General features: G+C 56.1%; 20 protein-coding genes and 1 pseudogene. 13 read left to right on the top strand and 8 right to left on the bottom strand.

What is annotated here, in order from left to right; all coding sequences use genetic code 11:
- The 5 genes from cysP to P3C52_RS11540 all read right to left on the bottom strand — a co-directional run.
- Positions 1 to 829, bottom strand: an 829-nt coding sequence (cysP, locus tag P3C52_RS11560) for a thiosulfate ABC transporter substrate-binding protein CysP (RefSeq protein WP_275555140.1), incomplete at its 3' end; no start/stop codon positions are given.
- A 212-nt stretch (positions 830 to 1,041) separates the two neighbouring features.
- A complete protein-coding gene (locus P3C52_RS11555; protein ID WP_275555139.1) occupies positions 1,042 to 1,938 on the bottom strand; it encodes a Dyp-type peroxidase in 897 nt (298 codons plus the stop codon).
- A 94-nt stretch (positions 1,939 to 2,032) separates the two neighbouring features.
- Positions 2,033 to 2,641, bottom strand: coding sequence for an RpoE-regulated lipoprotein (locus tag P3C52_RS11550; RefSeq protein ID WP_275555138.1), 609 nt, complete (start codon positions 2,639 to 2,641; stop codon positions 2,033 to 2,035).
- A gap of 64 nt (positions 2,642 to 2,705) precedes the next feature.
- Positions 2,706 to 3,158 (bottom strand): DUF2919 family protein, encoded by a 453-nt coding sequence (locus P3C52_RS11545; RefSeq protein WP_275555143.1) that lies wholly within the window; start codon positions 3,156 to 3,158, stop codon positions 2,706 to 2,708.
- Positions 3,159 to 3,200: 42 nt separating this feature from the next.
- Positions 3,201 to 3,626 carry a GNAT family acetyltransferase gene (locus P3C52_RS11540; RefSeq protein ID WP_085070892.1) on the bottom strand — a complete coding sequence of 142 codons (426 nt, stop codon included), beginning with the start codon at positions 3,624 to 3,626 and terminating at the stop codon, positions 3,201 to 3,203.
- Positions 3,627 to 3,832: 206 nt separating this feature from the next.
- On the opposite strand from P3C52_RS11540, the gene amiA reads away from it, so the two are divergent.
- Positions 3,833 to 4,681: an N-acetylmuramoyl-L-alanine amidase AmiA gene (amiA, locus tag P3C52_RS11535; RefSeq protein WP_275555137.1), complete on the top strand. Its 849-nt coding sequence runs from the start codon at positions 3,833 to 3,835 to the stop codon at positions 4,679 to 4,681.
- A 65-nt stretch (positions 4,682 to 4,746) separates the two neighbouring features.
- Positions 4,747 to 5,661 (top strand): oxygen-dependent coproporphyrinogen oxidase, encoded by a 915-nt coding sequence (hemF, locus tag P3C52_RS11530; protein ID WP_275555136.1) that lies wholly within the window; start codon positions 4,747 to 4,749, stop codon positions 5,659 to 5,661.
- A gap of 249 nt (positions 5,662 to 5,910) precedes the next feature.
- On the opposite strand, the gene maeB is transcribed toward hemF, so the two are convergent.
- Positions 5,911 to 8,190, bottom strand: a complete 2,280-nt coding sequence (gene maeB / locus P3C52_RS11525) for an NADP-dependent oxaloacetate-decarboxylating malate dehydrogenase (protein WP_275555135.1) — start codon at positions 8,188 to 8,190, stop codon at positions 5,911 to 5,913.
- 530 nt (positions 8,191 to 8,720) lie between these two features.
- Here maeB and tal point away from each other — a divergent pair.
- Positions 8,721 to 9,671, top strand: a complete 951-nt coding sequence (gene tal / locus P3C52_RS11520) for a transaldolase (protein WP_275555134.1) — start codon at positions 8,721 to 8,723, stop codon at positions 9,669 to 9,671.
- A gap of 81 nt (positions 9,672 to 9,752) precedes the next feature.
- Positions 9,753 to 11,753, top strand: a complete 2,001-nt coding sequence (gene tkt, locus P3C52_RS11515) for a transketolase (protein WP_275555133.1) — start codon at positions 9,753 to 9,755, stop codon at positions 11,751 to 11,753.
- Between the two features lie 170 nt (positions 11,754 to 11,923).
- Here the strand turns inward: tkt and P3C52_RS11510 are convergent, their stop codons facing one another.
- Positions 11,924 to 12,235, bottom strand: coding sequence for a hypothetical protein (locus tag P3C52_RS11510; RefSeq protein WP_275555132.1), 312 nt, complete (start codon positions 12,233 to 12,235; stop codon positions 11,924 to 11,926).
- A gap of 369 nt (positions 12,236 to 12,604) precedes the next feature.
- Between P3C52_RS11510 and ampH the strand changes: the two genes are divergently transcribed.
- Entirely contained in the window at positions 12,605 to 13,771 is a 1,167-nt protein-coding gene (gene ampH / locus P3C52_RS11505; RefSeq protein ID WP_275555131.1) for a D-alanyl-D-alanine-carboxypeptidase/endopeptidase AmpH, read from the top strand.
- Positions 13,772 to 13,798: 27 nt separating this feature from the next.
- Here ampH and P3C52_RS11500 read toward each other — a convergent pair whose 3' ends face one another.
- Positions 13,799 to 14,869, bottom strand: coding sequence for a DUF1176 domain-containing protein (locus P3C52_RS11500; RefSeq protein WP_275555130.1), 1,071 nt, complete (start codon positions 14,867 to 14,869; stop codon positions 13,799 to 13,801).
- A 466-nt stretch (positions 14,870 to 15,335) separates the two neighbouring features.
- Between P3C52_RS11500 and P3C52_RS11495 the strand changes: the two genes are divergently transcribed.
- From P3C52_RS11495 to P3C52_RS11460, 8 genes and pseudogenes are all read left to right on the top strand, one after another.
- The gene (locus P3C52_RS11495; RefSeq protein WP_275555129.1) at positions 15,336 to 16,166 is read left to right on the top strand and encodes a DeoR/GlpR family DNA-binding transcription regulator; all 831 of its coding nucleotides are present in this window, start codon (positions 15,336 to 15,338) and stop codon (positions 16,164 to 16,166) included.
- 20 nt (positions 16,167 to 16,186) lie between these two features.
- Positions 16,187 to 17,170 carry a substrate-binding domain-containing protein gene (locus tag P3C52_RS11490; protein WP_275555128.1) on the top strand — a complete coding sequence of 328 codons (984 nt, stop codon included), beginning with the start codon at positions 16,187 to 16,189 and terminating at the stop codon, positions 17,168 to 17,170.
- 2 nt (positions 17,171 to 17,172) lie between these two features.
- Positions 17,173 to 18,678: a sugar ABC transporter ATP-binding protein gene (locus P3C52_RS11485; RefSeq protein WP_275555127.1), complete on the top strand. Its 1,506-nt coding sequence runs from the start codon at positions 17,173 to 17,175 to the stop codon at positions 18,676 to 18,678.
- On the top strand, positions 18,671 to 19,660 hold the full coding sequence (locus P3C52_RS11480; RefSeq protein ID WP_275555126.1) for an ABC transporter permease: 990 nt from the start codon (positions 18,671 to 18,673) through the stop codon (positions 19,658 to 19,660). Before P3C52_RS11485 ends, P3C52_RS11480 begins: the two co-directional genes overlap by 8 nt.
- 17 nt (positions 19,661 to 19,677) lie before the next feature.
- A pseudogene (locus P3C52_RS11475) lies at positions 19,678 to 20,725 on the top strand (ABC transporter permease).
- Positions 20,725 to 21,417 (top strand): D-allulose 6-phosphate 3-epimerase, encoded by a 693-nt coding sequence (gene alsE, locus P3C52_RS11470; protein WP_275555125.1) that lies wholly within the window; start codon positions 20,725 to 20,727, stop codon positions 21,415 to 21,417. The pseudogene P3C52_RS11475 and the gene alsE overlap by 1 nt, the downstream one beginning before the upstream one ends.
- Positions 21,414 to 22,307, top strand: a complete 894-nt coding sequence (gene alsK / locus P3C52_RS11465; RefSeq protein ID WP_275555124.1) for an allose kinase — start codon at positions 21,414 to 21,416, stop codon at positions 22,305 to 22,307. The genes alsE and alsK overlap by 4 nt, the downstream gene beginning before the upstream one ends.
- Positions 22,304 to 23,293 (top strand): ribokinase, encoded by a 990-nt coding sequence (locus P3C52_RS11460; protein WP_275555123.1) that lies wholly within the window; start codon positions 22,304 to 22,306, stop codon positions 23,291 to 23,293. Before alsK ends, P3C52_RS11460 begins: the two co-directional genes overlap by 4 nt.
- The last annotated feature ends 19 nt before the right edge of the window (positions 23,294 to 23,312 follow it).

Raw genomic sequence — 23,312 nt, 5'->3', positions numbered from 1 at the left:
GCGCCGCAGGCGTGTAGAGATAGTTGAGATAGTCTTTCGCCGCCGCTTCGGTTTTGTTGCGGGCGATGTTTTTATCCAGCCAGGCAACCGGGAACTCCGCCAGAATATTGGTTTCCGGCACCACCACTTCGTAGCCCGCTTTGGCGTACTGGTTACGAATATTATTCACTTCCGATTCGAAGCTGATCAGCACATCACCGAGGCCGCGCTCAACAAAAGTGGTGGTCGCGCCGCGTCCGCCAGTATCCATCACTTCAACGTTTTTCAGCAGCTGCGTCATAAACTGCTCGGTTTTCGTCCGATCGCCGCCATCCGCCTTCTCCGCTGCGCCCCACGCCGCCAGCCAGGTATAGCGGCCATTGCCGGAGGTTTTCGGGTTCGGGAAAATCAGCTTTACGTCGCTGCGGACCAGGTCGTTCCAGCTATGGATCTGCTTCGGATTACCTTTGCGCACCAGAAACGCCATGGTGGAATAAAAAGGCGAACTGTTGTTCGGCAGGCGCTTTTGCCAGTCGGCAGGCAGTAATTTGCCGCGATCGTGCAGAATCTGCACATCGGTTACCTGGTTATAGGTCACCACATCGGCCTTCAGGCCCTGAAGGATCGCCAGCGCCTGTTTTGAGGAACCAGCATGAGACTGGCGAATCGTGAGCTTATCGTCGGGGTGTTTTTCATCCCACTGCTTGATAAAGGGAGCATTCAACGCCGTAAAGAGTTCGCGTGACACATCATAAGAGCTGTTTAACAGCTCGGTTGCCTGCGCACCAGCAGCCAGCAGCAAAGAGAGCGCCGCACCGCTGAAAAGCTTTTTCGCTACGGGAAAGGTCATTTCACACCCTGAGTCTTGATCCGGCTCATACCACCGTATGCTCAGTGTATTTATAACTCAGCGCAAAGCTGTAACGGTTTTATATATCGTTTGTTGATTTGAAAGTAGAAAAAAGCATAAGCGTCCGGCAAAACTTCGGCGAAAAACGGCAAAGGCGATGCGGACAAAAAAGCAGGAAAAACGGGCGATATGTGGCCATATCGCCCCCGGATTTACAGCGCTAACAGCGCATCCACCGACGGCGCGAACCACCAGGCGCCGCTGACCGGTTTCGTAAAGCGCAGCATGGCGTCGAATTTGCCGTCGCGCTCGCCAAACATGCTCAACAGCTGCTGTTCAATATTATAAAGCGTGGCGCAGTAGGCGATAAAATAGAGGCCATTAGTGCCGCTGGCCGTGCCGTAAGGCAGACTTTGACGCAAAATTTTCAAACCTTTGCCGTTCTCTTTCAGATCGACGCGGCTGACGTGCGAGGTCGCGGGACGGGCATCGCCTTCCAGCTCTTCATTGCTGAATTTGGTGCGTCCCATCATTTGTTCCTGCTTTTCCACCGGCAGTCGCTGCAGCAGCGACAAATTATGTTCCCAGCGCTGGGTAAACACGTAGCTGCCGCCGGCATCCACGCCGTTGGCGATAATCGCCACCTGCTGACGCTGTTCGCCCTGTGGTTTTTCCGTGCCGTCCACAAAGCCGGAAAGGTCGCGCTCTTCTGTCCAGCGGAAACCGTGCGTCTCTTCTTCAATGCGCACCGCCGGGCCAAACGCCGCCAGCGCAGCCTGCGCCAGCGTAAAATTCACATCGTGGCGCAGAGACTGAATATGGATTAGCAGATCGCGCTGGGTAGCGGGCGCCATATTTTTACCCAGCGGCTGAAAATCTTTTAGTTCCGGCGCGCTGTCAGCCGGCTGCAGATCGCGCCACAGCGCATTGCCAAAGGCGACGACCGCGCCCAGCGCCGCATCGGGATAGCGCGCCTGTAGCTGCGTTAACTGTTGGTGAAAAGCTTTGACGCCCTGGCGAAGGCTGTTCAGGTCGCCCTGAACCGCGGCTTCCAGCCAGATAGCAAAACGGCTGTGTTCGGGCAAAATGCCGCTTTGATGCTGAGACATGCGGTGCTACTCCGGGAATAATTCGGATCGAAAAAGAGACTGAATCATACCGGAAAGTCACGGCAGCCAGGGGGGCCGCCGTCAATCTTTTTACTTAGCGCTGCCAGATAATCTTGCTGACCTGCCAGTTTTTCAGCACGTCATCCGGCGGAATCAACCCCTGCGGGCCAGCCCATTTGCCCTGATAGAGATAGCTGATGTGCTGACTATCCGGCGCCTTGCAAAGCACGGCGGAAGTTGCATCGCCGGTGGCTGCCTGACAGTGGCCGAAAGCTTTCTGATAACGTTCGCTGAACACATCGCCGATACGGGTGCCGTCGGCGCTGGTAATGGCGGGATCGCTAACTTCGATACGGCTAACCGTCTCTTTGCCGCTAAAGGTCAGCTTCACCTCATTACCGGTCAGCGCCTGCCAGAAGCTGACTACCTCGCCCTGCTCGCTGCGCATCCCCTGGCGTAGCCGATAATCGCCGTTCAGTCCCGCGTTAAGGGCCGCTTCCTGCAACGGCGTCGTGCCGTTAATCGCGCCCACGCCCTGCTCGCTTACGGTCAGCGACGATCCGAACCAGTTGCCGGGCCACAGTGTTGACCATGACCAGTCAAGCGGGTTCCACCAGCTTGATTCGCTCTGTTGTGAGCCGTTACTGGCGCAGCCCGCCAGTAATAAAGTAGCGACAATCAATGCCGGACGTAGTGATTTCATTGCAGCTCCTGTAGTGATTACGCGACGTTTTCCGGTGGTTGGAGTCGCATAAGCGCAAAAAGTTTTATTCCGCCCGATTTAGCTGAGCCTCAAAGCAGGCGCGCAGGCGGCGGCTAAACAGCAGCCACAGCAGCGCCAGCAGGTCGAAGAGCGCGGGCAGCCACAGCGCAGGCGAGAAGAGATCGCCTTCCTGTCCGCTTTGCCACAGCATCAGCGCCAGGCTCAGCAGCAGACTGGCGCACAGTACCCAACGCCAGGCGCACCAGAGCGCGGGCCAGCGCTGGCGATAGCCGGTAAGCAGCAGCCCGACAGCCGCCGGAACGCCCAGCGTCATGCCCAGCCAGAAAATATGGGTATCTGGATAGAAAAGCTCAAGCAGCTCAGCGCCCTGCTGGCGCGACGCACCAGCCATAATAAACAGCACCCAGGTGCGCGCCTGCAGCAGCAGGATCAGCCAAAACAGCAGCGGCAGGCGCAGCTGTCCTTTGCTGTCGTAGTCATCGGGAGTGAAAGGCATCATGCGGGAAGTCATCAGCCGCGTCGCCACGGCCAGGCAAGGTTAATACTCACGATCTTCAATCAGACGTTTGCCCAGACAAACGGCATCCTGCATTTCGTAATCCAGCTTTTCGTAAAACCCAATCACCGCGTCGTTCTCTTCGCGCACGATCAGGTTAATTTTAGGGCAGCCGCGCGCAATCAGCTTTTTCTCAAGGCGGTTAAGCAGCGCATTGGCAAAACCACGGCCGCGGTAGTCAGGATGTACGCCGAGATAATAGACGGAGCCGCGATGACCATCGTAGCCGCCCATTAAGGTACCGACGATCTCGCCACCCACCACCGCCACCAGAAACAGGTCAGGATCGTGATTTAATTTACGCTCAATATCCATTTCAGGATCGTTCCAGGGACGCAGCAGGTCGCAACGTTCCCAAAGCGTAATGACTTCCTCGAAGTCTTCCTGGCGGAATGCGCGGATTTCCATGAAATTTTCTCAGATGTTACTCACAATTCGCTGATTATCACGCATTCTTCCGATGGCGCAACCCTCGTGGCGCATCAGGCGGGAAAAAAATTCACTACGCGGGATGATTTCGTTGAAATAAATAGTAAAAGCCTGAAACAGCCAGCCTGTCGAATCCAGCCCGTCCGCCAGGTTATAACAGTTCCCTTTCTTTACTGGACGGCGCCATGAAAAACTTTGTTCCTCTTACCACCCGACGTCAGCTATTGCTTTCTGGCCTTGCGATGGCACTGCTCCCCGCCGCGCGTGCGCTGGCGAAAACCGAACCTGCCAGCCTGCCAGCGCAAACGCGTGCGGCGCGTCCCGCGGGCGGTAAAAAAATAGTGATGCTCGATCCCGGCCACGGCGGCATCGATTCGGGCGCAGTCGGCGAAGAGGGCAGCGAAGAGAAACATATCGTGCTGGAAATTGCTCATAATGTCCGGCAGCAGCTCAGCCAGCATCAGCATATTGAGGTGCGTCTGACGCGCGAAAGCGACCACTTTGTTCCGCTGGCGCAGCGGGTAGAAATCGCGCATCAGCACGGCGCCGATCTGTTTATGTCGATTCATGCCGATGGCTTTACCAGCCCGGCGGCCAACGGCGCATCGGTTTTTGCGCTGTCGAATCGCGGCGCCAGCAGCGCCATGGCGCGCTACCTGTCAGAAAAGGAGAATGCGGCAGATAAAGTGGGCGGCATTAAAGTGCAAAGCGATAATCCTTACCTGCAGCAGGTGCTATTCGATCTGGTGCAAACCGATACCATTAAAAACAGCCTGACGCTGGGCAGCCATATTTTGCAGCAGATCCGCCCGGTTCATCACCTGCACAGCCAGCATACCGAACAGGCCGCTTTCGCCGTGCTGAAATCGCCGTCAATCCCGTCGGTGCTGGTGGAAACCTCTTTTATTACCAATCCCGCCGAAGAGCGTCTGCTGGGCACCACCGCTTTCCGGCAAAAAATCGCCGGCGCCATTGCCGACGGCATCATCAGCTTTTTTGCCGAATTTGACCGCCGCAATCATCGTCCTGGTTAGGTATACTCTCTGACCTGAAGCAAAGGCCCGCAGGTGGGCCTTTTTTATCAAACAGTGAAGCGAATATGAATGCTCCCAATATTGAACAGGTAAAAGCCTTTCTGCTGGCGCTGCAGGATGAGATTTGTCAGCAGCTGGAACTGGCGGACGGCGCTGGTCAGTTTCAGCAGGACAGCTGGACGCGTCCCGGCGGCGGCGGCGGTCGCAGCCGCGTGCTGCGTCAGGGCGCGGTGTTTGAGCAAGCGGGCGTCAATTTCTCCCACGTACATGGCGATATGATGCCCACTTCCGCTACCGCGCATCGTCCCGAGCTGGCTGAACGCAGCTTCGAAGCGCTGGGCGTCTCGCTGGTGATCCATCCTGAAAATCCTTACATACCAACCAGCCACGCCAACGTGCGCTTTTTTATTGCGGAAAAGCCGGGCGCCGATCCGGTCTGGTGGTTTGGCGGCGGCTTTGACCTGACGCCGTTTTACGGCTTTGAAGAGGATGCGCTTCACTGGCATCAAACCGCATTTGATCTGTGCCAGCCGTTTGGCGACGACGTTTACGCGCGTTATAAAAAATGGTGCGACGATTATTTCTATCTGAAACACCGCAACGAGCAGCGCGGCATTGGCGGACTGTTTTTCGACGATCTCAACACGCCTGACTTCGATCGCTGCTTTGCCTTTACGCGCGCGGTCGGTCAGGGTTTCCTCGACGGTTATTTACCGATTGTGCAGCGCCGTAAAGGTATCCCCTGGGGCGAGCGCGAACGTCAGTTTCAGCTTTACCGGCGCGGACGCTATGTGGAATTTAACCTGGTCTGGGATCGCGGGACGCTGTTTGGTCTGCAAACCGGAGGGCGTACCGAATCGATTCTGATGTCAATGCCGCCGCTGGTGCGCTGGGAATATGATTATCAGCCGGAGCCCGATTCGCCGGAGGCGGCGCTCTATCGCGATTTCCTGCCAGTCAAAGACTGGCTGGCGGAATAAGCTGGTTCCCTGGCTACTCTCAGACCATTCAGCAGCCTACAGCACGGGGAGTCCAGGCCGAAAAGTAAAGCGTCCCGCGGCCTCGGAAGGCGCGGGCCGAGCGGCCAGGGATGGCATTTTGCGTCTTTAGATCGGACTGGACTCCCTGTGCTGGCCCCTCACTATCAGGCCACGGGCCGTTTGACAGTTAAAAGGCTTAGTTCAAAGCCGCCTTTGCGTTAAACAACTTGTAGACGGTTACATCTGCCGTTAAAGCGGCTGCGTCTGCACCTCCACCACCGCCAGCGCCACCATATTCACAATGCGCCGCACTGAAGAAATAGGCGTCAGTACGTGAACCGGTTTAGCGATCCCCATCAGCACCGGGCCGACCGTCACTCCTTCCGAACAGGAAACGCGCAACAGGTTATAACTGATTCGCGCCGCTTCCACGTTCGGCATAATCAACACGTTGGCTGAACCTTTCAGCGGGCTGTCCGGCATCAAATCCTGACGAATACTTTCAACCAGCGCGGCGTCGCCATGCATTTCACCATCAATCTCCAGCTCCGGCGCTCGCGCGTTCACCAATGCCAGCGTCTCGCGCATCTTACGCGCCGCTGGCGCATCTGACGTACCGAAACTGGAGTGCGACAGCAGTGCCACCTTCGGTTCAATGCCAAAGCGCCGCACCGTTTCCGCCGCCATAATCGTCAGCTCCGCCAACTGCTCCGGCGTGGGATTTTCATTAACATAGGTATCGGCAATAAAAGTATTGCCGCTCGGCAGCAGCAAAGCGTTCATCGCGCCCGCGACATTAATGCCGGGCCGGAAGCCGAACACCCGCTCAACGATTTCATAATGTTCCTGATAATCACCGATGGTGCCGCAAATCATGGCGTCCGCCTCGCCGCGATGCACCATAATGGCGCCGATCAGCGTGGGATTACCGATAACCGCGCGCTGCGCCTGCTCAGGCGACACGCCGCGCCGCTTCATCATCTGATGATATTCGCTCCAGTACGCCTTAAAGCGCGGATCCGATTCATTATTAACCACTTCAAAATCTTTTCCGGCCTCAATCTTCAGGCCAAGCTTTTGCAGACGCATCTCAATGACATTAGGGCGTCCAATCAAAATCGGCTTCGCCAGCCCCAGCGTTACCAGTTCCTGCGTGGCGTGCAGCACGCGCGCCTCTTCGCCTTCCGCCAGCACCACCCGCTTCGGCTCTTTACGCGCCTGGGCAAAAACCGGCTTCATAAAAAGATTGGTTTTATAGACAAATTCGGTCAGCTTTTCACGATAGGCGTCGAAATCGCTGATAGGCCGGGTCGCCACGCCCGAATCCATTGCCGCTTTCGCCACCGCAGGAGCTATTTTAACAATCAGCCGGGGATCAAAGGGTTTCGGGATCAGATAGTCCGGCCCAAATGACAGCTCCTCATCGCCGTAGGCGGAAGCGACCACCTCGCTCTGCTCCGCCAGCGCCAGCTCGGCAATGGCGTGTACCGCCGCCAGCTTCATCTGCTCATTAATGGTCGTCGCGCCGACATCAAGCGCGCCGCGAAAGATAAACGGGAAACAGAGAACGTTATTAACCTGATTAGGATAATCGGAGCGGCCCGTACAGATAATCGCATCTGGCCGTACCGCTTTCGCCAGCGGCGGCAGGATTTCCGGCTCCGGGTTAGCCAGCGCCAGAATCAGCGGATTGGGCGCCATGCCTTGCACCATTTCCGGCGTCAGCACCTTCGGCCCGGAACAGCCAAGGAAAATATCAGCATCCACAATCGCCTCGGCCAGCTGGCGCATGCCGTTATCCGCAATAGCGTAAGCGGCCTTGGTCTCCGCCATTGGCTCTTCGCGCCCCTGGTAGATCACCCCTTTCGAGTCGCAAACGATAATATTGCGCCGCTGCAGCCCCAGTTCCACCAGCAGATTCATACAGGCAATAGCGGAAGCGCCCGCGCCGGAGACCACCAGCCGCACATCGGAAATATTCTTCTTCACGATGCGCAAACCGTTCAGCACCGCGGCGGTACAGATAATGGCGGTGCCATGCTGGTCATCATGAAAGACCGGAATTTTCATCCGTTCGCGCAGCGCTTTTTCAATGTAAAAACATTCCGGCGCCTTAATATCTTCCAGATTAATGCCGCCGAACGTCGGTTCGAGCGCGGCGATCACATTGATCAGCCGATCGGGATCCTGCTCATCAATTTCAATATCGAAAACATCAATACCGGCGAATTTTTTAAACAGTACGCCCTTCCCTTCCATTACCGGCTTGCCAGCCAGCGCGCCGATATTGCCCAGTCCCAGTACCGCCGTCCCGTTAGAGATCACCGCCACCAGATTGCCGCGCGCGGTATATTTATGGGCCGCCAGCGGATCGGCGGCGATCTCCAGACAGGGCGCGGCGACGCCCGGCGAATAGGCCAGCGCCAGATCGCGCTGCGTGGCCAGTGGTTTAGTGGGGGAAACCTGAATTTTTCCCGGCTGCGGAAACTGGTGAAAATCGAGCGCGCTCTGCTTGAGTTGGTCGTCCATTGGCGGTTCCTTCGGTTGATAACGCGAAATGAAACATCAGTCCAGCAGTATAAAAGCGCGTGAGCGCGAAAAAACTTGAGGCCCGCCAAAGAATTGCCAACGCTGGAGAATAACTCTTGTCTCCACCAGCAGCGAAAACACGATATTTTTCACATCTGCTATGCTTTTTAGTGGTCCGCGCGACCTCGCCGGACCAGGCCAAAACGCGCCGCACCCTGGCCGGGCGATAAACCGGCTGGCGTAACGACGCAAGGGGCACAGTTCATCAAGCCCATGCCCACTCCCCGTGGCATCTTGCCAACAGAATGTGCGGCATGCTCTTCGCACCGTCAGGCTGTATCACGGCTGGCGCGGCTATCGCTATTGAATGGGCCCATTGCAACAATCAGAGAAAACGCATTTCCACAGGAGAGCGGCTGGTGCAATGTGGTTCGTCTGTAATAAAGGACCGGTTCATCAGGCTTGCCGTCATAGCCGCCTGGGAACAACGTTTAAATTGCATTACCCTTTGGTTATCAAGGAGCTAAGAGATGAATCAGCTAGATGCACTAAAACAATTCACCACCGTTGTGGCAGACAGCGGCGATATTGAATCCATTCGTAACTATCACCCTGAAGACGCCACCACCAATCCGTCTCTGATCCTGAAAGCCGCCGGGCTCGAATCCTATAAGCACCTGATTGATGACGCCATCGACTATGCGAAAAAACAGGGCGGCAGCAAAGAAACGCAAATCATTAACGCCAGCGATAAAGTCGCTGTGAACCTCGGCATGGAAATCCTGAAAAGCGTGCCGGGCCGTGTTTCGACCGAAGTGGATGCGCGCCTCTCCTTCGATCGTGGCATGTGCGTCACCAAAGCGGAAAAGCTGGTGAGAATGTATGAAGATCACGGCATCGACCGCTCACGTATTCTGATCAAGCTCGCCTCCACCTGGGAAGGCATTCGCGCGGCGGAAGAGCTGGAGAAAAACGGCATCAACTGTAACCTGACTCTGCTGTTCTCCTTCGCTCAGGCCCGTGCCTGCGCCGAAGCGGGCGTGTTCCTCATCTCCCCGTTCGTTGGCCGTATTTATGACTGGTATAACAGCCGTCAGCCGATGGACCCGTATAACGTCGAGGAAGATCCGGGCGTGAAATCGGTGCGCGCGATTTACGAATACTATAAATCGCACCGTTACAAAACCATCATCATGGGCGCCAGCTTCCGTAAAACTGAGCAAATTCTGGCGCTGGCAGGCTGCGATCGCCTGACCATTTCGCCGAACCTGCTGCAGGAGCTGCAGTCCAGCGATGCGCCGGTAGAACGTAAACTGTCGCCGTCAACGGAAGGATTCCATGAGCCGTCACCGCTGTCCGAAGCGGAATTCCGTTGGGAACATAACCAGGATCCAATGGCAGTGGAAAAACTGTCTGAAGGCATCCGCCAGTTCGCCGCTGACCAGATCAAGCTGGAAGAGACGCTGGCCGCACGGCTGTAACGGCCGCATCAAGATAGCGATTCAGGGGCGAATTTTCGCCCCGTTTTCATCCCCCCTACTTTTCCTTTAAGGGAGAAAAACATGTCCTCACGTAGAGAACTGGCGAATGCGATTCGTGCGTTAAGCATGGACGCGGTACAAAAAGCAAAATCAGGCCACCCCGGCGCACCGATGGGCATGGCAGATATTGCCGAAGTGCTATGGCGCGATTTTCTGAAGCACAATCCGACCAACCCCGCCTGGGCTGACCGCGACCGTTTTATTCTCTCTAACGGCCACGGATCGATGCTGCTCTATAGTTTGCTGCACCTTTCCGGCTACGATCTACCGATTGAAGAGCTGAAAAATTTCCGTCAGCTGCACTCTAAAACGCCGGGCCACCCGGAAATCGGTTATACGCCAGGCGTGGAAACCACCACCGGCCCGCTGGGTCAGGGGCTGGCGAACGCCGTCGGTCTGGCGATCGCCGAGCGTACGCTGGCGGCGCAGTTTAACCGTCCGCAGCATGATATTGTCGATCACTTCACTTATGTGTTTATGGGCGACGGTTGCCTGATGGAAGGCATCTCGCACGAAGTCTGTTCGCTGGCGGGCACGCTGGGCCTCGGCAAGCTGATCGGCTTCTATGACCATAACGGTATCTCTATCGATGGTGAAACCGAAGGCTGGTTTACCGACGATACCGCTAAACGCTTTGAAGCTTATAACTGGCACGTAATAGGCGAGATTGACGGCCACGATCCGGAAGCGGTCGCGGCGGCAATCAAAGAAGCCCAGAGCGTCACCGATAAGCCTTCGCTGATTATCTGCCGTACCATTATCGGCTTCGGCTCGCCGAACAAAGCGGGCAAAGAGGATGCGCACGGCGCGCCACTGGGCGATGATGAAATCGCGCTGACGCGCAAGCAGCTCGGCTGGAACTATGCACCGTTTGAAATCCCCCAGGAAATCTATCAGCAGTGGGATGCCAAACAGGCTGGCGAACAGCGTGAAAAAGCCTGGAATGAGAAATTCGCAGCGTATAAAGCAGCCTTCCCGGAGCTGGCGGCGGAATATACGCGCCGCATGACCGGCGGCATGCCGGAAAACTGGCAGCAGGAGACGCAGAAGTTTATCGAACAGCTGCAGGCGAATGCCAATAAGATCGCCAGCCGTAAAGCCTCGCAGAACGCGCTGGAAGCCTACGGCAAACTGTTGCCAGAATTCCTCGGCGGCTCCGCTGACCTGGCGCCCAGCAACCTGACGATCTGGTCAGGTTCCAAATCGATTAAAGACGATCCGGCCGGTAACTATATTCACTACGGCGTGCGCGAATTCGGCATGACGGCTATCGCGAACGGCATCGCGCACCACGGCGGTTTCGTCCCGTATACCGCCACCTTCCTGATGTTTGTGGAATATGCGCGTAACGCGGCGCGTATGGCGGCGCTGATGAAGGCGCGCCAGATTATGGTCTATACCCACGACTCTATCGGTCTGGGCGAAGATGGCCCGACGCATCAGCCGGTTGAGCAGCTGGCCAGCCTGCGTCTGACGCCGAATATGAGTACCTGGCGCCCTTGTGACCAGGTGGAAACCGCCGTGGCATGGAAGCACGCCATTGAACGTCATAACGGCCCGACCGCGCTGATCCTGTCGCGTCAGAACCTGATGCAGCCGGAACGTACGCCGCAGCAGCTGGCCGATATTTCCCGTGGCGGCTATATCCTGCGCGACAGCGAAGGTACGCCGGATGTCATTCTGATCGCTACCGGTTCTGAAGTGGAAATTACCCTCGGCGCGGCGGAAAAACTGACGCGTGCCGGTCATAAAGTCCGCGTGGTTTCGTTGCCGTCTACCGATCTGTTTGATAAGCAGGATGCGGCTTACCGTGAATCAGTGCTGCCTTCCAACGTGACCGCGCGCGTGGCGGTAGAGGCGGGCATTGCGGATTACTGGTACAAATATGTGGGACTGAACGGCGCGATTGTCGGGATGACCACCTTCGGTGAATCTGCTCCGGCAGATAAACTGTTTGCAGAGTTTGGCTTTACGGTAGAAAACATCGTCAGCCATGCGGAAGCGCTGCTGAAACCGCACTGATAAATAATTGCGGCATAAAAAAATGCGGGGCGATAAATTCGCCCCGCATCACATAATAAGTATTAAATCTGCCGTACTTAAAGATAAATTAATACGCCCGCACCAATGCAAAAAAAATAAAGCTATTTAGACGCATTGAGAATGTGAAAACTTGTTATATTTGCGCAAAATTAACCGGCATTATTAATATTATCCCACACTTCCTCAACACGCATAATCGCGCCCTCAGTACCGATTGCCAGACCGCCAACCAGACCAAACACGCCGCCCCAAATAGCACCGAACGTGCCGCCGATAACGGCCTGAACCGGCGCCAGGATGCCGCTCAGCCCCGACGTTTTGGTTGAAACGTTATAGCACGACCACGCCACGCCCATCGCGCCAGCAACCGCACCAAACACCGCGCCGCCGATGCTGTCGAAAATATTTTGCGCCGCGCCGCCAGAAACGGAACGCATTTGTGCAGCAGTTAATTCTTCCATTTTTCTCTCCTGAGGTTTTCTTAATGAAATTTATTAGACAGAGGCTAATCCTGTTAGCACAATGGAAAGTAACATAGCCATAAATCACGCTGTATAGTAATTCATCCAAACGCCGTTAAAACGCGCCTGATTAATTATCCCGCCGCAATAGTAATAATTCGCTACTGGAAAATAGCGCCGTCAAATGAAATTAAACAAAACTGTTTTTATACCGGCGCGGGATCGTAGCACTATGCGCCGAACGCTTCCATGTAAACGGATAGCGCGATGGGCTTATAAAAAGATAAAAAATAGTGCTTTCCCTGCCTTTATCCGCCAGAGAAAACAATTATTATTGTTTTTTCACTCATCTTAAGGGATACCGCCTCGTTGAAAACGCGTTTGTACTTGCTGGCTGTGTTGTTCGCCTCGCTGCCGCTCTGTAGTCAGGCTCAGCCTTCTCCCGCTCCGCTTCTGGCCTCGCAAATTGTCGATCGTTATGCTGAACATATCTTTTACGGGAGCGCCGCGACCGGCATGGCGCTGGTCGCCATTGACGGCAATCAGCGCGTTTTTGCCAGTTTTGGCGAAACCCGCCCCGGCAACGATACGCGCCCGCAAAAAGATTCTCTGGTGCGCATCGCTTCGCTGAGCAAACTGATGACCAGCGAAGTGATGTTAAAGATGGCTGAACAGGGCCGGATTCATCTGGAAGATCCGCTGGCTAACTATGCGCCGCCCGGCGTGCGGGTTCCCAATTATGCCGGACAGCCAATACGGCTGATTCACCTTTCCACCCATACCAGCGGTCTGCCGCGAGAACAACCCGGCGGTAAAGCGGGACGGCCGGTTTTTGTCTGGCCGACCAAAGCCGATCGCTGGAACTGGCTGGCAAAGGCGCCGTTGAATACGCCGCCGGGCGTGCGCGCCAGCTACTCTAACCTGGCTTACGATCTGCTGGCTGACGCGCTTTCGCGCGCGGCGGGCACGCCCTGGCCGACGCTGTTTCGCCAGCTGATTACACGTCCACTGGGTATGAAGGACACCACCTTTACCCCGTCGCCAGAGCAGTGTAATCGCCTGATGGTGCCGGAGCGCGGCGCCAGCCCCTGCGTGAGTACGCTGGCCGCTATCGGCAGCGGCGGCGTCTACTCCACGCCCGATGATATGGGTCGCTGGATGCAGCAGTTTCTGAATTCAGATATTAATCAGCGCACGCCACAAATCGATCGTCTGCAAACGCTGATCTATCAGCGTAGCCAGTTAACCAAGGTTGACGGAATGGATGTGCCGGGCAAAGCGGCAGCGCTGGGCATGGGCTGGGTTTATATGGCGCCAGCCGATGGCCATCCGGGGATTATTCAGAAAACCGGCGGCGGCGGCGGCTTTATCACCTATATGGCGATGGTGCCGCAGCATAACGTTGGCGTGTTCGTGGTCGTTACCCGGACCAATCTGACGCGTTTTCGCGCCATGAGCGACGGCGTAAACGATCTGCTGGCCGAGCTGGTCGGTAATAAGAATGGCTCGCCGGTGCTGGTTCAGGCGATCCGTTGAGTTAACGCGGCGGAGCTTCTCCGCCGCTTAATTTACCGCAGGCTGGTCAGGACGCTGGCTTACCCATAATGTCGGCCAGTCGTCGCTGCCGTGCCAGGCGTCGCAGGTGCTTTCTTCGGCATACTCCGCCAGCGTGAACTCCTGGCCGTTAAACTGCCAGCGCGTGGCGATGCCGCAATCTCCCAGACCGCGCCCTTTAGCAAAGGTATAAAGCTGACCGGCCGTCACATCAAATTCGGCATTAATAATTTCTAACTGCTTTTCGCTGCGCCCCGGCGGCACAAAAGGCAGCGTGAGCGTCAGGCGACGCGATATATAAGGCTGGGTGCGGGTGACTTCGAATGCTAAATCGATCATGTTATAAGCGCCCATTTCACAGCTGACCAGCAGCAGCGCTTTGCTGTCAGTCAACGGCGAGACGCTGACTTCCCGGCGCATAGGATCCAGCGAACACTCCTCAGCATTGACGCGCCAGGTACCGTAATCAATCAGGCCCGTCGTCTCCTCGCGCGTTAACGGCGCCGCAGCGCGATCGGGTATACGCAGCATCGGCGGCGTCGGTTCTGGCGGCACATCCCAGGCGTTGCGGCTACCGCGCTTTACCCAGGCGCTGAGATTACCTACCCGTCCCTGCATATCATCCATTAACAGCAGCGCAGCCTTCATGCCATGCAGAGAAATGGTAGCCTGCGGTCGCCACGTCACCTGAATATTATCGGCATCCATTATCTGCGTGAGGAACTCATCAATAGCAATGGCGTGAGCGGTGGCAAGATGATGAGGTTCAACCGTCCAGTGTTTAAGATCGGGCTTCAGACGCTGCTGATCGAGTAATAAATTATCCTGCAACGTCGCGCCTTTAAGTTCGCCAGTATATCGGTTGCCATAATCAATGCGCAGTAAAGGCCGATCGTTTACGCCGGCATGGCGGGAAAGCGTCATAACCAATCCATTATCGCCGGGGATATTACGCGCCACACAATAATTAAGGTTATTACAGGTAATCTGCCAGTCGGTAAACGTTTTCTGTAACGGCGCCGCCTGCGCGCTGGCAATAAAAAGAAAAGGCAACAACAGCGATTTCATCCAGTAAGGCATTTAATAACCCGATCCCTAAATTGGTTCATTGATGATAGCGCAACGACGGTGGTTCACCATGCCTTTCTCAGGCCGAAAAGGAAAACAGGCTTGAAACATGGGAACAACCCGGATGATAACGTAGCGGTATCGCCGATCATCCTTTGCCGCTTGCAAGACATCAATCAGATTTCTCAGATCTCTTTCCCGTCATCAAACGGTCATATCCACACAAACGGTCATATTCGGTCATCTTATTTCCCCTGCTAAAAAGATTGCGTTGTGGCATTAATAACGTCTGATTGATCAAACAGGGGGAATATTTGTGATACAAATCACATTAAAATGTTAACCAATACTTCCTTTTCATTATTAATAAGATCCGAATCACTTATTTAGCCGACGCGTTGTTACGCGCCCTGGAGTTTTGTTCAGGGCACATTTTGCGATCCCGCTATCCCTTACTTTTATTACACCGGAGGTCATCATGTTGCCTGTTGAGCGTCAGCGGAAAATCATTGAGGAATTAACGCTAAATGGTCGAGTGCTGGTTGCCGAGCTGGTTAATTTATGTCAGGTCTCACAGGAGACTATTCGCCGTGACCTGACACAGCTGGAAAAAAAAGGAATTTTACAACGCAGCCACGGCGGCGCGGTAATTAATCGCAAGTCGCCGGGAAATAATATTCATAACCGTACCGTTTTTAATGAATATGAAGCAACGTTCCGTCAGCGAATGAATGAAAACGAGCAGCAGAAAATGCAGATTGCCAAACGCGCATTAGATTTTATTTCAATTGGCGACTGCCTGCTATTGGATAGCAGCACCACCTGCTGGTTTCTGGCGCGCCAGCTACCCGACATTGAATTAACGGTATTAACCAATTCTCTGCGCACCATTCAGGCGCTGGCGGTTAAAAGCCATATTCGCACCATTTGCCTGGGAGGAGAATATTCCGATCGGTATGAGGATTTCCACGGCATCGTTGCTGAATTACCGTTAAAGGAATTTCTTATTAATAAAATTTTCTTTTCCTGTAGCGGATTAGGCAGCGATGGATATTTACGGGAGGGAAATGAAAACGGCGCGCATTTAAAACAGCAGATGCTGTTGGCTGCTGAAAGAAAATATTTATTGATGGACGCCAGTAAATTCTCGCGCCCCTCTTTCGCCCGTATTTGTCACTACCGCGATGTGGATTTTCTGATAACCGACAGCCTGAAAGATAAAGCTCTACAGCAGGAACTGGCCTGGAATGGCGTAAATGTTATCGACTGCTCGCTACGCGCCCAGTCCGTGCAGCTGATTAATTACTGATGCAACCCTACGGAGATACGATGAACAAAAAACTTACCCTCTGTGTTCTGCTCGCGCTGTTTGCAGCTTCTCATGCTTCGGCGGCAGACAAATTACGCATGGGCATCGTTGTTAAGATTGGCGGCATTCCATGGTTCAACGCGATGGAAGCAGGCATTAAAAGCGAGGCGGCCAAACGCGGTATCGATGCCTGGCAGGTTGGTCCTACCGCTGCCGATCCCGCATTACAGGTACGCGCCATTGAAGATCTGATCGCCCAGAAAGTCGATATTATCGGCGTGGTGCCCAACGATCCGCAGGTGCTGGAGCCGGTGCTGAAACGGGCACGCGATGCCGGAATTAAAGTCATTACCCACGAATCGCCGGGGCAAAAATATGCCGACTGGGATTTTGAACTGATTGATGCGACCACGCATGGCGTAAACCATATGAAAGCGCTGGCGCAGTGCATGCATGAGGAAGGGAAATACGCCATGTATGTTGGCAGCCTGACCGTGCCGCTGCATCAGCAATGGACCGACGCCGCGCTGCAATATCAACAGCAGCACTACCCCAAGATGCAGCTGGTGGCCGATAAATTCGGCGTCGGCGAATCGCTGGACAGTTCTATCCGCACCACCAATGAGCTGATGTCCAAATATCCCGATCTGAAAGGCATTATGGCCTTTGGATCGCAAGGCCCAATCGGCGCAGGCCGCGCGGTGATGAACCGTAATAAAACCAGCCAGGTCTGCGTTATTGGCGCCTTCAGTCCCGGCCAGGGCGCGTCGCTGGTCAAACGCGGCGCCATCAAAGGCGGCTTTATCTGGAATCCGATGACCGCCGGAGAAGTCTTTGTGCGCATTGCCGACATGATGCAGAAAAAAGAGCCTATCACCGACGGCATGACTATCGAAGGGCTGGGAAAAGTGAAAGTCGATGAGGCTAACCACACCATTCTCGGCAACAACAGCGAGAGTCTGGATAAAGCCAACCTGCCGAAGCTGGTCAAAATGGGGCTGTAATCATGAATCAGCAGCAACCTCAGGCGCTGATCGCGCTGGAAAATCTGTCGAAAACCTTTGGCGGCAACCGGGCGCTGAACGCCGTCTCGCTGACGCTGATGCCCGGCGAAGTTCACTGTCTGGCAGGCACCAACGGCTGCGGAAAAAGTACGCTAATAAAGGTGATTTCCGGGGTGTACGCCCCGGACAGCGGCGCGCAAATCCGCCTGCAGGATGGCAGCAGCTGGCCGCGCCTGACGCCCAAACAGGCGCGCAGCTTCGGCATTCAGGTGATTTATCAGGATCTCTCGCTGTTTCCTAACCTCAGCGTGGCAGAGAACATCGCATTTGAGCATAACCTCAACGGCCTGCTGAGCTGGTATAACGCGCGCCGCCTGCGCGATACCGCCGAGCGTATCGTTAAGGAGCTGGGGTTTACGCTGGTCCTTGATGAGAAGGTTTCGGCGTTATCTATCGCTCAACGCCAGCAGGTGGCGATTTGCCGGGCGCTGGTCGCAGACGCGAAACTGGTGATTATGGATGAGCCGACCGCCTCGCTGACGCGCACCGAGGTCAACCAGCTGCTGCGCACCGTGCGCTACCTGAAAGAGAAAAATATCTGCGTCGTCTTTGTCAGCCACCGGCTGGATGAGGTGCTGGAGATTTCCGACCGCGTGACGGTGATCCGCGACGGCAGCAAAATCGGCAGCTGGCCCGCCAGCGAAATGGATAGCCATCGGCTGACCGAACTGATGACCGGCCAGAAGCTGGATTATCAGCTTAAAGCGCCGACTACCCGCCACCAGCGCGTCCTGCTGGAGGTGGAAAACCTGGCGCGCGCCGGACAATACCACGGTATTAACTTCCGCCTGCATGAGGGCGAAGTGCTGGGGCTTTGCGGCCTGCTGGGTTCGGGCCGTACCGAGCTGGCGCTGTCGCTGTTTGGCATGACGCGTCCCGACAGCGGTAAAATCTGGCTCGACAGCAAACCCGTCCGCTTTCGCAGCCATGAAGATGCGATTAAAGCGGGCATCGGCTACGTTTCGGAAGATCGCCTGACGCTGGGGCTGGTACAACAGCAGTCGGTGGCGGACAACATGGTGTTGTCGATCCTCGACCGGCTACAGAACCGCTTTCATCTGATTGATGAATACCGCAAGAACAAGCTTATCCTGCAGTGGATCCAGCAGCTGGGCGTGCGGCTGGCCGATCCCGATCAGCCCATCTCCACATTATCCGGCGGCAACCAGCAAAAGATTGTGCTGGCAAAATGGGTGCTGACCCAGCCGCGCATTTTGATCCTCGATTCGCCCACCGTCGGCGTCGATGTCGGCGCCAAAGCCAGCATTTACCAGCTGATTCACCAGCTGGCGCAGGAAGGGTTAGCCATCATTCTGATTTCTGATGAGGTGCCGGAGGTCTGGTACAACTGCGACCGTATTCTCCACTTCCGCGACGGCACGATCCACGCTGAATACCAGCCGGGCAATGTCGCGCAACAGCAGCTGCAGGAGGTGATCAATGCCTGACTTATCCCGTTTCAAACCGCAGAGCAGCCAGGGCTGGCTCGCCTGGGTACTGCTGGCGTTTATCCTGTTCTTCTCACTGGCCAGCGATCAATTCCTCAGCGTCCAGAACCTGCTCGATCTGGCGGAAAGCTATGCGGTGACCGGCATTTTCGCGCTCGGTCTGTTTGTGGTGCTGGTCACCGGCGGCATCGATATCTCCTTCGCAGCCGTCGCCTCGGTGGTGCAGTACCTGATCGCCAGCCTGTTTATCCACTTCCAGTTTGACAGCGCGCTGCTGAGTATCGGCCTCGCCATCCTGTGCGGCACGCTCTTCGGCATGATCAACGCCCTGCTGATTACCTCGCTGCGCGTCGTCTCCATCATTATCACCATCAGTATGCAGTCACTGTTGTTCGGCCTGCTGATGTGGCTGACCGGCGGACGCAGCCTGTATGACCTGCCGGAGTGGTGGATCACGCTGCGTGAGGTGCTGCCCTTTACGCTCAACGGCCAGAGTTATCAAATCGGCCTGCCGCTGGTGATGATGTTGGCGATCGCCGCTATCAGCTGGATTTTGCTGAATAAAACCCACCTTGGCCGTCAACTCTATGCCGTTGGTGGTGATACGGAATCGGCCCGGCGGGTAGGCATTCGCGTTATCCCAGTCACGCTGTTCGCCTACGGCTGGCTGGGCGCCATGGCGGCGATTGGCGGACTGGTACAGGTCTATCGCATGGGCGAAGTGGTGCCGAATGCGCTGGTCGGCGGCGAGCTGGATGTGCTGGCGGCGACTGTGCTGGGCGGCGCCAGCCTGATGGGCGGCAAAGGCACGGTCACCGGCACCTTAATGGGCGTCTTCCTGATCGCCATTTTGAAAAACGGCCTCAACCTGATCGGCGTCTCTAACTACTTTATGAACATCGTGGTGGGCAGCGTCATCATGATTGCCATCGCCGTCACCCATTACAAAAAACGCAAAGAGACCGATGTCAGCTTCGTCTGACGCGGCGGGAGAAAAGTATGAAACGACGCCATTCGTGGTTGCCTGACGGCACCAATAGCGGACTGATGCTGCTGATTGCACTGGCGCTGGCGCTGTTTGCCATGCTACTGCCGGGGCGCTTTTTTACCGGTTCGACCTTTATGAGTATGGCTTTCCAGCTGCCGGAGCTGGGCCTGCTGACGCTGGCGATGTTTATCGCCATCCTCAGCGGCGGACTGAACCTGGCGATTATTTCCACCGCCAATCTCACCAGCCTGTTTATCGCCTGGCTGTTGCTGCACTTTCTGCCGACCGGCGCCGGCACCGCAATGCAGCTGCTGTGGCTGGGCCTTGGCCTGGTGGGCGCGTTAGCCATCGCCACGCTGATCGGCGTGATTACCGGCCTGATGGTGACGCGTATCGGCGCCCATCCGATTCTGGTCACGCTCGCCACCATGATGACGCTGAACGGCATCGGCATCTGGCTGACCAAAGGCGCGGCGGTCAGCGGTATGCCGGAAGTGGTGCGCTCGCTGGGCGCCGATACGCTGTTCGGCGTTCCCCTGCCGCTGTGGCTGTTCCTCGCCGCCGCCGCGCTGCTGGCGCTGTTCCTGGGAAACCCGTACCGGTAAATGCATCTATATGGGCGGCAGCAATATTAACGCCACCTGGTTTAGCGGCGTGAATACCCACCGCATGTTGATTGTGGTCTATGTCATCTCCAGCTGGCTGTGCGTGCTGGCCGGGCTGGTGATGATGGCACGCTTTAACTCCGCGCGCATGGGCTACGGCGACGCCTATCTGCTGTTGACGGTGCTGGCGATCATTCTCGGCGGCGCCGATCCTAACGGCGGCTTCGGTCGCGTTACCGGCGTGGTGCTGTCGCTTATCGCGCTGCAGATCCTCTCTACCGGCTTCAACCTGATGAATATCAGCCAGCACTTTAGTCTCGCAATGTGGGGCGTGGTGCTGATCCTGGTACTGGCCATCAAACATTTTAAAGGTCGCTTTCACCACATTCTGACCCTGCGTCGCAGCCAGCTGCGCAGCCGTCTGCCCCACTTAACTGAAAAAAAGGAAGTGTAATGCCTATTCAAATCTCCCCTTCGCTGATGTGTATGAACCTGATGGAAATCAAGCAGCAGTTAGCGGTGCTGAACTCGCGGGCAGATTTTCTGCATGTCGATATCATGGATGGTCACTATGTGAAAAACATTACGCTGTCGCCCTTTTTTATTGAACAGATCCGTCCGCATACGCCGTTGGCAATTGATGTACATCTGATGGTGGAAGCGCCGACCGACTTTATTCCGGCCGTGGCGCAGGCGGGCGCGGACTTTATCTGTCCCCATGCGGAGACCATCAACCGTGACGCCTTCCGCGTAATCAACCAGATCCGGGCGCTGGGCAAAAAGCCGGGCGTTGTGCTGAACCCGGCCACGCCGGTCTCCTTTATTCATCATTACATTCATCTGCTGGATAAGATCACCGTGATGACCGTCGATCCCGGCTATGCGGGCCAGCCTTTTATCCCGGAAATGGTCAACAAGATTGCCGAACTCAAGGCGCTTAAGGCGCAGCACGGCTACCGCTACCTGATTGAAATCGATGGCTCCTGCAATCAGAAAACCTACGGCACGCTGCTGGAAGCGGGCGCGGAAGTGCTGATTGTCGGCACCTCCGGGCTGTTTAATCTGCATGACAACCTGGAAACCGCCTGGGACAAGATGATGGGCAATATTACTCAGGCGCAAAGCCTGCTGCGGGAGTCAGCATGACGGCAAGCTGGCTTGGCATCGATATTGGCGGCACCAGCACCCGTCTGCTGCTGAATGCGCAACAAGAATGGTATGGCTTTCGTAAAGTCGCCACCGCCAGCTGGGCGCAGCAGCCGCAGGCGCTGGATGCGCTGGCCGCGTTAATTAACGCCACGCTGGAGCAGCAAAAAGTTAGCGGCGTGATGCTCGGCCTGCCGGGCATTCTCAGTCGCGATCGCCAGCAGGTGATTTCATTGCCTTTTATTCAGGCGCTGGATCATCAGCCGGTGGCGGCGCTGCTGGCGCAGCGGCTTGGCGTCCCGGTGGCAATGGATAAGGATGTCAATCATCTGATGCTGTGGGATCTGCTGCAGCTGGATGCGCTGCCCGCACACGCCGTCGGGCTCTATCTCGGCACTGGCATGGGCAACAGCCTGTGGCTGAACGGCAATTTTTATCATGGGCAACACGGCGGCGCAGGCGAAATCGGCCATATGCCGTGGCGTGACAACGACCTGCCCTGCCCGTGCGGCAATCAGGGCTGCGTCGAAACCCTGACCTCCGGCAGCTGGCTGGCGCGCTGGGCGGCAAAAAACCAGGCGGCCACGCCGCTGGCGCAGCTGTTCAGCCATCACGGCGATCATCCCGATTTGCAGGCGTTTATTGCGCGCCTTGGGCAGACCATCGCCAGCGAGATGAATATTCTCGATCCTGAGTATCTCATTTTGGGCGGTGGCGTACTGGCAATGGCCGATTTCCCGCTGGGTCAGCTACGCGACGTTATCTTTCGCCATCTGCGTCCGCCGGTTACGCGGCAAGGGTTGAAAGTGGTTTTTAGCAGCGTTACCGATCAAACCGGCTGCCGTGGCGCCTGTCTGGCTGCCGAGCGCCACTTCAGGAGAGACGTATGAAAGGCAAAGTCTGTGTATTTGGCTCGTTCAATCTGGATATTGTCGCCGGGATGAGCCGCTTTCCCCAGCCAGGGGAATCACTTATTGCGCGCCACAGCATGATGGGCCCCGGCGGCAAAGGCGCTAACCAGGCCACGGCCGCACTGCGGGCTGGCGCGCGGGTTCACTATATTGGCAAAGTCGGGCAGGATGATTTCGGGCAGTTTGCCCGACGTCATCTGGAAAAAACCGGCTTTGATGCAATCACGCTGTTTACCTGCAAAGAGAAACCTACCGGTAACGCACTGATTTACGTGGCGGGCGACGATGCGGAAAATATGATTTCCGTCTATCCCGGCGCCAACCTGATGGTAACGGCGGCGGAAGTGACGCGCTGTCAGCCGACCGTGGCCGCTGCGGATATTCTGCTGATGCAGCTGGAGAATAACCTGAGCGCTATTCAGCGCATGGTGGATATTGCCCGTGCCGCAGGCACCTTTGTGATTATCAATCCCGCGCCCTGGCAGAAGGTGAGCGCCGCGCTGCTGCGCAAAATCGATCTGCTGACGCCAAACAGCACCGAGGCCACGCTGCTGAGCGGCATCAAGGTCAGTAATTTCACCGAGGCCATGCAGGCCGCCGACGTGTTGCACAACAAAGGCGTCCGCCAATTGATTATTACGCTGGGTATGCAGGGCGCCCTGCTTTCTGATGGCGAAGCGATGTACCGCATACCGCTGTTTCCCGCCCAGCCCGCTGACAGCACCGGTGCCGGCGATGCGTTTAACGGCGCGCTGGCCGCCCGGCTGGCAGCCGGCGAACCGCTGAAGCAGGCGGCGCTTTTCGCCTCCGCTTACGCCTCGCTGTGCGTGGAGCGTCCGGGTGCGGCAAATTCGATGCCGCTGTATGCCGATGCGCTGGCGCGACTACAGGCGCATCCTGATTTACAGGTCGAGCCGGTAGGACAAGCGGCTAGCGAGCAGATGACGGTTATGTCTGATATTTGAATCAGCCGGCGCGTTTGCG

Origin of the sequence: Mixta sp. Marseille-Q2659 (genome assembly GCF_940807255.1) — a bacterium.
Classification (GTDB): domain Bacteria; phylum Pseudomonadota; class Gammaproteobacteria; order Enterobacterales; family Enterobacteriaceae; genus Mixta.
This window is presented reverse-complemented; position numbering and strand designations above follow the sequence as displayed.

Excerpts from the sequence above, each read along its gene's own strand:
- P3C52_RS11540 (WP_085070892.1), bottom strand. The coding sequence starts at position 3,626 with ATGGAAATCCGCGCATTCCGCCAGGAAGACTTCGAGGAAGTCATTACG.
- tkt (WP_275555133.1), top strand. The coding sequence starts at position 9,753 with ATGTCCTCACGTAGAGAACTGGCGAATGCGATTCGTGCGTTAAGCATG.
- P3C52_RS11500 (WP_275555130.1), bottom strand. The coding sequence starts at position 14,869 with ATGCCTTACTGGATGAAATCGCTGTTGTTGCCTTTTCTTTTTATTGCC.
- P3C52_RS11490 (WP_275555128.1), top strand. The coding sequence starts at position 16,187 with ATGAACAAAAAACTTACCCTCTGTGTTCTGCTCGCGCTGTTTGCAGCT.
- P3C52_RS11550 (WP_275555138.1), bottom strand. The coding sequence starts at position 2,641 with ATGAAATCACTACGTCCGGCATTGATTGTCGCTACTTTATTACTGGCG.
- maeB (WP_275555135.1), bottom strand. The coding sequence starts at position 8,190 with ATGGACGACCAACTCAAGCAGAGCGCGCTCGATTTTCACCAGTTTCCG.
- P3C52_RS11485 (WP_275555127.1), top strand. The coding sequence starts at position 17,173 with ATGAATCAGCAGCAACCTCAGGCGCTGATCGCGCTGGAAAATCTGTCG.
- alsK (WP_275555124.1), top strand. The coding sequence starts at position 21,414 with ATGACGGCAAGCTGGCTTGGCATCGATATTGGCGGCACCAGCACCCGT.
- P3C52_RS11545 (WP_275555143.1), bottom strand. The coding sequence starts at position 3,158 with ATGCCTTTCACTCCCGATGACTACGACAGCAAAGGACAGCTGCGCCTG.
- P3C52_RS11460 (WP_275555123.1), top strand. The coding sequence starts at position 22,304 with ATGAAAGGCAAAGTCTGTGTATTTGGCTCGTTCAATCTGGATATTGTC.
- hemF (WP_275555136.1), top strand. The coding sequence starts at position 4,747 with ATGAATGCTCCCAATATTGAACAGGTAAAAGCCTTTCTGCTGGCGCTG.
- P3C52_RS11510 (WP_275555132.1), bottom strand. The coding sequence starts at position 12,235 with ATGGAAGAATTAACTGCTGCACAAATGCGTTCCGTTTCTGGCGGCGCG.
- P3C52_RS11555 (WP_275555139.1), bottom strand. The coding sequence starts at position 1,938 with ATGTCTCAGCATCAAAGCGGCATTTTGCCCGAACACAGCCGTTTTGCT.
- P3C52_RS11495 (WP_275555129.1), top strand. The coding sequence starts at position 15,336 with ATGTTGCCTGTTGAGCGTCAGCGGAAAATCATTGAGGAATTAACGCTA.
- amiA (WP_275555137.1), top strand. The coding sequence starts at position 3,833 with ATGAAAAACTTTGTTCCTCTTACCACCCGACGTCAGCTATTGCTTTCT.
- P3C52_RS11480 (WP_275555126.1), top strand. The coding sequence starts at position 18,671 with ATGCCTGACTTATCCCGTTTCAAACCGCAGAGCAGCCAGGGCTGGCTC.
- alsE (WP_275555125.1), top strand. The coding sequence starts at position 20,725 with ATGCCTATTCAAATCTCCCCTTCGCTGATGTGTATGAACCTGATGGAA.
- tal (WP_275555134.1), top strand. The coding sequence starts at position 8,721 with ATGAATCAGCTAGATGCACTAAAACAATTCACCACCGTTGTGGCAGAC.